The organism is Gordonia sp. i37 (assembly GCF_002043085.1).
GTDB lineage: Bacteria > Actinomycetota > Actinomycetes > Mycobacteriales > Mycobacteriaceae > Gordonia > Gordonia polyisoprenivorans.
In genome coordinates this window covers 1-7,478 of sequence record NZ_MVPX01000287.1, presented here as the reverse complement: position 1 = coordinate 7,478, position 7,478 = coordinate 1, and the positions used below count along the sequence as shown (strand labels likewise).

Sequence of the window (7,478 nt, the reverse complement as noted above, 5' to 3'; positions counted from 1 at the left end):
GGCGGCGTTGACGTCGGTGATCTGGTACTTGTCGGCGGCTTGCGCCGCGACGCCGGCATCGATGTGCCCGTCGCGGGCCAGGGCCACCAGCACCCCGACGACGATGGACTCGGCGTCGACGTTGAAGACCCTACGAGCGGCCGGACGGGTGTCGGAGAACCCGAAGCCGTCGGCACCGAGCGTCAGATACGTGCCCGGCACGTAGGCGCGGATCTGCTCCTGGACACCACGCATGTAGTCGCTGACCGCCACGAACGGCCCGGCGGTGTCCGAGAGGACCTTGGTGACGTAGGGCTGACCCGCATCCTGCGACGGGGTCCGCACCGCGGCACGGTCGATCGCGATGCCGTCGCGGGCGAGTTCACTCCACGACGTCACCGAGTACACCGCGGCGCCGACGTTCCAGTCCGCGGCCAGGAGCTCCTGGGCGCGCAGCGCGTCGGGCATGGTCACCCCCGAGACGAGGATGTTGGCCGGGTACTGCTTGTCCTGCGGGGCCGGGCTGAACCGGTAGATGCCCTTGAGCACACCTTCGATGTCGAGGTCGTCGGGCTTGGCCGGCTGACTGATCGGCTCGTTGTAGACGGTGAGGTAGTAGAAGATGTTCTCCGGATTCTCGCCGTACATTCGACGCAGACCGTCGGCGACGATGTGTCCGAGTTCGTAGGCGAAGGCGGGGTCGTAGGCCACCACCGCCGGGTTGGTCGCCGCGAGCAGCGGTGACTGGCCGTCGGCGTGTTGCAGGCCCTCGCCGGTCAGCGTGGTGCGTCCCGCGGTGGCGCCGATGACGAAGCCGCGCGCCATCTGGTCGGCGGCCGCCCAGAAGCTGTCGCCGGTGCGTTGGAAGCCGAACATCGAATAGAAGATGTAGAGCGGGATCATCGGCTCGTCGTGCGTCGCATACGAGGTGCCGACGGCGGTGAACGAGGCGGCCGAGCCGGCCTCGTTGATGCCCTCGTGCAGGATCTGGCCCTCGCTGCTCTCCTTGTAGGCGAGCATCAACTCGGCGTCGACCGAGGTGTAGAGCTGTCCGTTGCGGTTGTAGATCTTGAGCGTCGGGAACCACGAGTCCATCCCGAAGGTCCGCGCCTCGTCCGGGATGATCGGCACGATCCGATGGCCGATCTCCTTGTCGCGCAACAGATCCTTGAACACGCGCACCAGTGCCATGGTGGTTGCCACCTGCTGTTTGCCCGAGCCCTTTGCGGTGGTCGCGAGCGCCTTGCTCACATCGGGGGACAACGCCTTGGCCTTGGTACGGCGCGCGGGCAGGAAGCCGCCGAGGTTCTTGCGGCGGTCGAGCATGTACTGGATCTCCGGGGCGTCCATCCCGGGGTGGTAGTACGGCGGCAGGTACGGATTCTCCTCGAGTTGGGAGTCGCTGATCGGGATTCGCGTCTCGTCGCGGAAGTCCTTGAGATCGTCGAGGGTCAGCTTCTTCATCTGGTGGGTCGCGTTGCGGCCCTCGAAGTGCTTGCCCAGGGTGTAACCCTTGATCGTGTGCGCCAGGATGACCGTCGGCTGACCCTTGTGCGCCATCGCCGACGCGTAGGCGGCATAGATCTTGCGGTAGTCGTGGCCGCCGCGCTTGAGATTCCAGATCTCGGCGTCGGACATGTTCTTGACGAGTTCCTTGGTGCGCGGATCGCGGTTGAAGAAGTGTTCCCGCACGAAGGCGCCGTCGTTGGCCTTGTAGGTCTGGAAGTCGCCGTCGGGCGTGGTGTTCATCAGATTCACCAGGGCACCGTCGCGGTCGGCGTGCAGCAGTGCATCCCACTCACGGCCCCACACCACCTTGATGACGTTCCAGCCCGCGCCGCGGAAGAACGACTCGAGTTCCTGGATGATCTTGCCGTTACCGCGGACCGGTCCGTCGAGCCGCTGCAGATTGCAGTTGATGACGAAGGTGAGGTTGTCCAGGCCCTCGGTCGCGGCGAAACTGGCGAACCCGCGTGACTCCGTCTCGTCCATCTCGCCGTCGCCGAGGAAGGCCCACACGTGCTGGTCGGAGGTGTCCTTGATACCGCGATCGTGCAGATAGTGGTTGAAGCGCGCCTGATAGATCGCGTTCATGGGACCGAGACCCATCGACACCGTCGGGAACTGCCAGAACTCGGGCATGAGTCGCGGGTGCGGGTAGGAGGGCAGACCGCCGCCCTCACCGGCGTGACTGTGCTCCTGCCGGAACCCGTCCATCCGCTCGGCGGTGATCCGGCCCTCGAGGAAGGCACGGGCGTAGATACCCGGCGACGCGTGACCCTGGATGAAGATCTGGTCGCCGCCGCCTGGGTGTTCGTGCCCGCGGAAGAAGTGGTTGAAGCCGACCTCGTACAGCGACGCCGACGACGCGTAGGTCGAGATGTGACCGCCGACCCCGACCCCGGGACGCTGAGCGCGGTGCACCATGATGGCGGCGTTCCAGCGGATGAACTGACGGAAGGTGCGCTCGACGCCCTCGTCGCCGGGGAACCAGGGTTCGAGTTCGGTGGGAATGGTGTTGACGTAATCGGTGGACGTCAGCGAGGGGATGGCGACGTGCTTCTCGCCTGCGCGCTCGAGCAGCCGGAGCATCAGATAGCGGGCTCGGGCCGGTCCGGCATGTGCGACGAGGTTGTCGAAGCTCTCCAGCCACTCGCCGGTCTCGTCGGGGTCGATGTCGGGCAGGTAGGACGCGACACCCTCACGGATGACGCGCACGCGCGGACCCGACCTGTCGGGGGTGCCGCCGGAGGTCGCGCTGACGTCCTTCTCTGCCTGTTCGGTCACGGTGATGCCTACTCCTCGATCGGGCCGGGCGGGGGTGCTGCCCGGCATGCGATGACACGAGAGTCCGTCGACGACGATGGTGTGCTCGCTCACGGACCCACCCCACATCGTGCCCCATGTCGCCTCGCTTGGCATCGGGGGTGTTCGGATTGGGCGCGTAGTACCTGACCTGCGGTAGCGTTCGGTTTGTGATTACCACGGAGTAAGGAGCGTGCAGTGAGGCGTGCATCGGCCCGCCGGGCATACCGGGCGGAGCTGCGCAACGTCGGGGGGTGCCACAGCGGGACAGAAGAATGCCATCAGACGGACGCCGACCAGGGGCGCTCCGGGGTGTTGCGCGTCCGGAGAACCGCCGGGGGTGCGACACGGGTGGGTGTGACCGTGGTCCTGACGGCCGTGGTCCTGACGGCCGCGGTGCTGATCTTCGCCGGATGTGCGACGTCGGTGCCCGGCGCGCCGACCGTCGACTCCGCACAGGTGTCGATGTACCGGTCCGAACAGTCGGCCTCGACCTCGGCGGCGCGCCGGGAGCTCGCGGTGACGCTGTGTCGGCAGGCCATGTCGTCGATGGTCGTGATGGTCCGCGGGTACAACACCTTCGTCGATCGTCTGAACGCGGTCCAGTCCTACGACCGTGTCGGTGACCTCGACGACCGCGCCCGGGCGAGCCTGATCGCCGGTGTGGACCAGATCCGGGCGAAGGTCACCGATGCGGTCGGCGCCGACGTGACCGGCCCGGTGAACGCCTTTCTCGCCAGCTCGGGGCGGCTCGGTGACGCCATCGGACGACGTGAGCTCGTCGGCCTGAATCCGATCGCCGACACCTGGACCCGCGACAAGCAGTCCGTGCTGGCCGTCTGCGCGACCTACCTGCCGACCCCGCCCGGACTGGCCCCGACCACGACCGGTGCACGCCCACCCGGATAGCCCCGCGGCGCGCGAGTTCATGAATTCGTGTCGGTGCACGATCGTCGAGTGCATTACGCTGTCCCAATAGTCGGCTGATCGGGTCGGCTGCGATCGAATTGCCGACACGGCGAAACATGTTGACTTGGGAGGTCTCGCGCGGTGGTAGCCGCCTCAGGGAGCAATGGCTCCGACGGCAGCAGTGCACAGAAACTGGGGTTCGCCCCCGGCATGGTGGTCCAGGAACTCGGCTGGGACGAGGACACCGACGACGACCTGCGTGCCGACATCGAGGACACGATCGACGCGGAGATGCTCGACGAGGACGCCGACGACGTCATCGACGCGGTGGTGCTCTGGTGGCGCGACGACGACGGTGACCTCGTCGACCGTCTGATGGACGCGATCGGCCCGCTCGCCGACGACGGATACGTCTGGGTCTTCTCGCCGAAGACGGGCAATCCCGGTTACGTCGACCCGAGTGAGATCGCCGAGGCGGCGCCCACTGCCGGGTTGACCCAGACCTCGGTGGTCAGTCTCGGCGACTGGTCGGGTTCGCGTCTGGTGCAACCGAAGTCGCGTTCCGGCAAACGCCCATGAGCGCTCCGGAGATGTCGGTCCCGCTGGGGATCGGCGCCGCCGCACCGGACTTCGAGCTACGCGACCAGAACAACCAGCGGGTCTCGTTGTCGCGGTTGCGTTCCGAGGGTCGCAAGGTCCTCATCGTGTTCTTCCCGCTCGCTTTCACCGGCACCTGCCAGGGCGAACTCGGGTACATCCGTGACAATCTGCCGCGCTTCGCCAACGACGAGGTGACCACGGTCGCGGTGTCGGTCGGGCCGCCGCCGACGCACAAGGTGTGGTCGGCGGCGCAGGGGTTCCTGTTCCCGATCCTGTCGGATTTCTGGCCGCACGGCGACGTCGCCCGCTCCTATGGCGTGTTCAGCGAGGGCCGCGGATACGCCGATCGCGGAACCTTCCTGGTCGACACCGACGGCAGCATCGCCTTCGCCGACGTCGTCGGCCCGGGTGAGGCGCGCTCGGAGGCCCTCTGGGACAAGGCGCTCGCCGCCGTCTGACTCCACTGTCACCGCACCGCTCGCCACGAGCGGGGCGCCAAGTCTTGACCAAGTCGTTGCACGCCTCGGGTTGCGACAGAAGTGACTGGTGTAGTTCAGTGTGACTATTGTGAACAAACTGTCGCTGTCTCAGCTCACCAGGATCTGCACCCGTGGCCGCTTGCGCCGCGTCGGCGTCGGCATGCTCGCCGGGGGTGCGCTGGCCTTCGCGGGAGCCGGACACTGCGCCGCCGCGCCGTCGGACGCACTGCCGGACCTCAACGACCTGCCGGGCATCGTCGCCGGCATCCCGAACTCGTCGTCGGACATGGGGTTGGGCGATCTGCTGCCCAGCCTGCAGAGCCTGATCCCCGGGACGGGTGACCAGACCGGTATGTCACGATGCACCTCGGTGATCCAGGTCGGGGATTCGACGTCGGTGCGCGCCGACGATCCGGCGTACGTTCCGGCGGCCGGAGACACCGCCAGTGCCCAATACCGCCGCGTCGGGGTCAACAGCTTCACCCTCGATGCGGTCAGCGGCCGGGCGATCGTCGGCGGACCCTCACCGGATGCCGAACACGCCGTCGCGTCCCGGCTCGCGTCCGGCGCACGCGGCTGCTGGGTGATCGCCATGGGTGTCAACGACGTCGGGGACATCTCGACGGGAAGTTCGATCAACGCCGACGCCCGCATCGATCGGATCATGCGCCAGCTGTCCGGGCAGCCGGTCCTTTGGCCGACGGTCACCTCGTCGAACCCGAGTAACAAGGCGTTCGATTCGGCCGCCATGGCCACGTTCAACACCGCACTGCGCAACGCGACCGCTCGCTACGCCAATCTGGCCGTGGTGGACTGGGCCGGCGCCGCTGCGCCGGCCGAGTTCACCGACGGCATCCACTACACCGCCGCGGGCACCGCCGATCGCAACAAGCGATTCGCCGATGCGCTGGCCGCGGCGTATCCGTCGGGCAGCGTCGGCGCCGCGCCCTCGACGCGGTGGGTTGCCGGCTGACGGTCCTCAGATCGGGCAGGTGATGTTGGGATCACGCTTACCGGTGACGGCTTGCTGCAGGCCCACGGTCACCGCATCGGCATACATCCAGGTGCCTGGTCCCATCGGGTGGACGTCGTCGGGACCGAGGTTCTCCGGATGGGCGGCCGCGGCCTGACACCACGGCGCCAAGAAGACGTTGCGGTGTCGTGGTGCGTACTGCAGAACCTGTTGTGCTGCCTGCGGGATGCCGTCGACCGGACCAAACGGGACCAGCAAGACGATCAGGTGACCCGGGCCGATCTCGGAGAGGATGCGATCGAGCTGTCCGGGGAACGCCTGCCCGTTGGTGCCGAATCCCAGCACCACGAACTTGCGGAGCGCGCCGGACGCGCGGAGATCCTCGATGACGCCTTCGCCGCCGCTGTAGTGACGCGAGACCTGCGCATCGATGTAGATGCCGGGGAACCGCGCACGCAACGCCTGCGACGAGGCGAGCATGACCGAGTCGCCGATGCCGGTGATCTCCTGGCCGGTCGGTAGCCGTGGTGCACTCGGCGCGGCCGGACGTGGGGGAGCCGGAGGCGGGCTCGCATTGGCCTGGCGCTGCAGCTCGGCGAGGTGGTCGAGCTGCAGTTCCAACTGCGACTTCGACGGGCTGGTACCCAGCGCGGAACCGGCGAACAGGATCACGACCAGGCCGGCGGCGAACACCGCGGCCGGGATCGGTAGACGTGCCGAATTCCCGAGGTCGCGCAGCACGCCGCGGAAACCCTTACGGCGGAACGGTGTCTCGATGTAGCGGTAGGACAGTTCGGACAGGCCGAGGGTGATCACCGCGGCGAGAATGCCGATCAGCCAGCCGGGAAGGGTGAATGACGCCGTGCCCTTGCCCTCCTGGAACCAGGCGCGCAGGAAGACCACCACAGGCCAATGCCACAGGTACAGGCTGAACGATCGCTCGCCGAGGTATCGCAGGGCCTTCACGCGCAGGATCACCGGGACCGGCCCGGTCTCGCCGACCGCGGTGTGGATCACGCCCGCGGTCAGTACCGAAGCCAGCAGGAGCCCGCCCTGGTAGGTGAGTGGTGAGGTATCGGGCAACGTGAACATGAGGACCAGAAGCCCGACGAAGACGACCGGTGCGACGGTCTTGCCCAGGATCTCGGCGGTGCGCGGCGAGACCCGACGTGGCCACGAATCGGCGGCATCGGCGGCCGGGGCGGTGCACAGCAGTGCCAGTGCGGCGCCGATCAGCAGGCCGAAGGAATGGGTGTCGCTGCCGAAGTAGACCCGGCTCGGGTCGGTGTCCGGGTTGTAGATCGCGATCATCGCGGCCACCGACGCCGCGCCGAGTGCGATCGTCACCGCGGCAGTGATCCGCAGTTGCGTACGCGTCGAGGTTCGGCGTGCCAACCACAGCACACCGAGGAACAGCAGTGGCCACACCACATAGAACTGTTCCTCGATCGCCAACGACCAGTAGTGCATGAAGATCTGGGGTGTCGTCTCGGCGAAGTAACTGTGCGACTGCGCGATCTGCACCCAGTTGTTGACGAAGAACGCCGACCCGAGGAATTGGCTCTTGAGCTGCACTCCGACGTCGCCGCCGATGAGTCCGGCGACGGCGGTGGCCACGACCAGGACCGTCAGCGCGGCCGGAAGAATGCGACGGGCGCGTCGGGGCCAGAACTGCGACAACGAAATTCGCTTGCTGGCTCCGTATTCGCGAACGAGTAGCGAGGGGATCAGGA

Annotated in this window: 6 protein-coding genes; 4 read left to right on the top strand and 2 right to left on the bottom strand. The window is 67.2% G+C overall.

All coding sequences use genetic code 11. The annotated features are described in order from the left end of the window. Positions 1–2,814, bottom strand: a 2,814-nt coding sequence (gene aceE, locus B1964_RS13905; protein ID WP_079930182.1) for a pyruvate dehydrogenase (acetyl-transferring), homodimeric type, incomplete at its 3' end; no start/stop codon positions are given. 168 nt (positions 2,815–2,982) lie between these two features. Here aceE and B1964_RS13900 point away from each other — a divergent pair. From B1964_RS13900 to B1964_RS13885, 4 genes are all read left to right on the top strand, one after another. Next, on the top strand, positions 2,983–3,693 hold the full coding sequence (locus tag B1964_RS13900) for a hypothetical protein (RefSeq protein ID WP_172398839.1): 711 nt from the start codon (positions 2,983–2,985) through the stop codon (positions 3,691–3,693). Positions 3,694–3,834: 141 nt separating this feature from the next. Beyond that, positions 3,835–4,272, top strand: coding sequence for a DUF3052 domain-containing protein (locus B1964_RS13895; RefSeq protein ID WP_006371504.1), 438 nt, complete (start codon positions 3,835–3,837; stop codon positions 4,270–4,272). Then, positions 4,269–4,751, top strand: coding sequence for a peroxiredoxin (locus tag B1964_RS13890; RefSeq protein ID WP_079930178.1), 483 nt, complete (start codon positions 4,269–4,271; stop codon positions 4,749–4,751). Before B1964_RS13895 ends, B1964_RS13890 begins: the two co-directional genes overlap by 4 nt. A 100-nt stretch (positions 4,752–4,851) precedes the next feature. Beyond that, positions 4,852–5,745, top strand: a complete 894-nt coding sequence (locus B1964_RS13885) for an SGNH/GDSL hydrolase family protein (RefSeq protein WP_231386648.1) — start codon at positions 4,852–4,854, stop codon at positions 5,743–5,745. 6 nt (positions 5,746–5,751) lie between these two features. Here the strand turns inward: B1964_RS13885 and B1964_RS13880 are convergent. After that, the coding region (locus tag B1964_RS13880) for an acyltransferase family protein (protein WP_139765732.1) at positions 5,752–7,478 on the bottom strand (1,727 nt) is incomplete at its 5' end.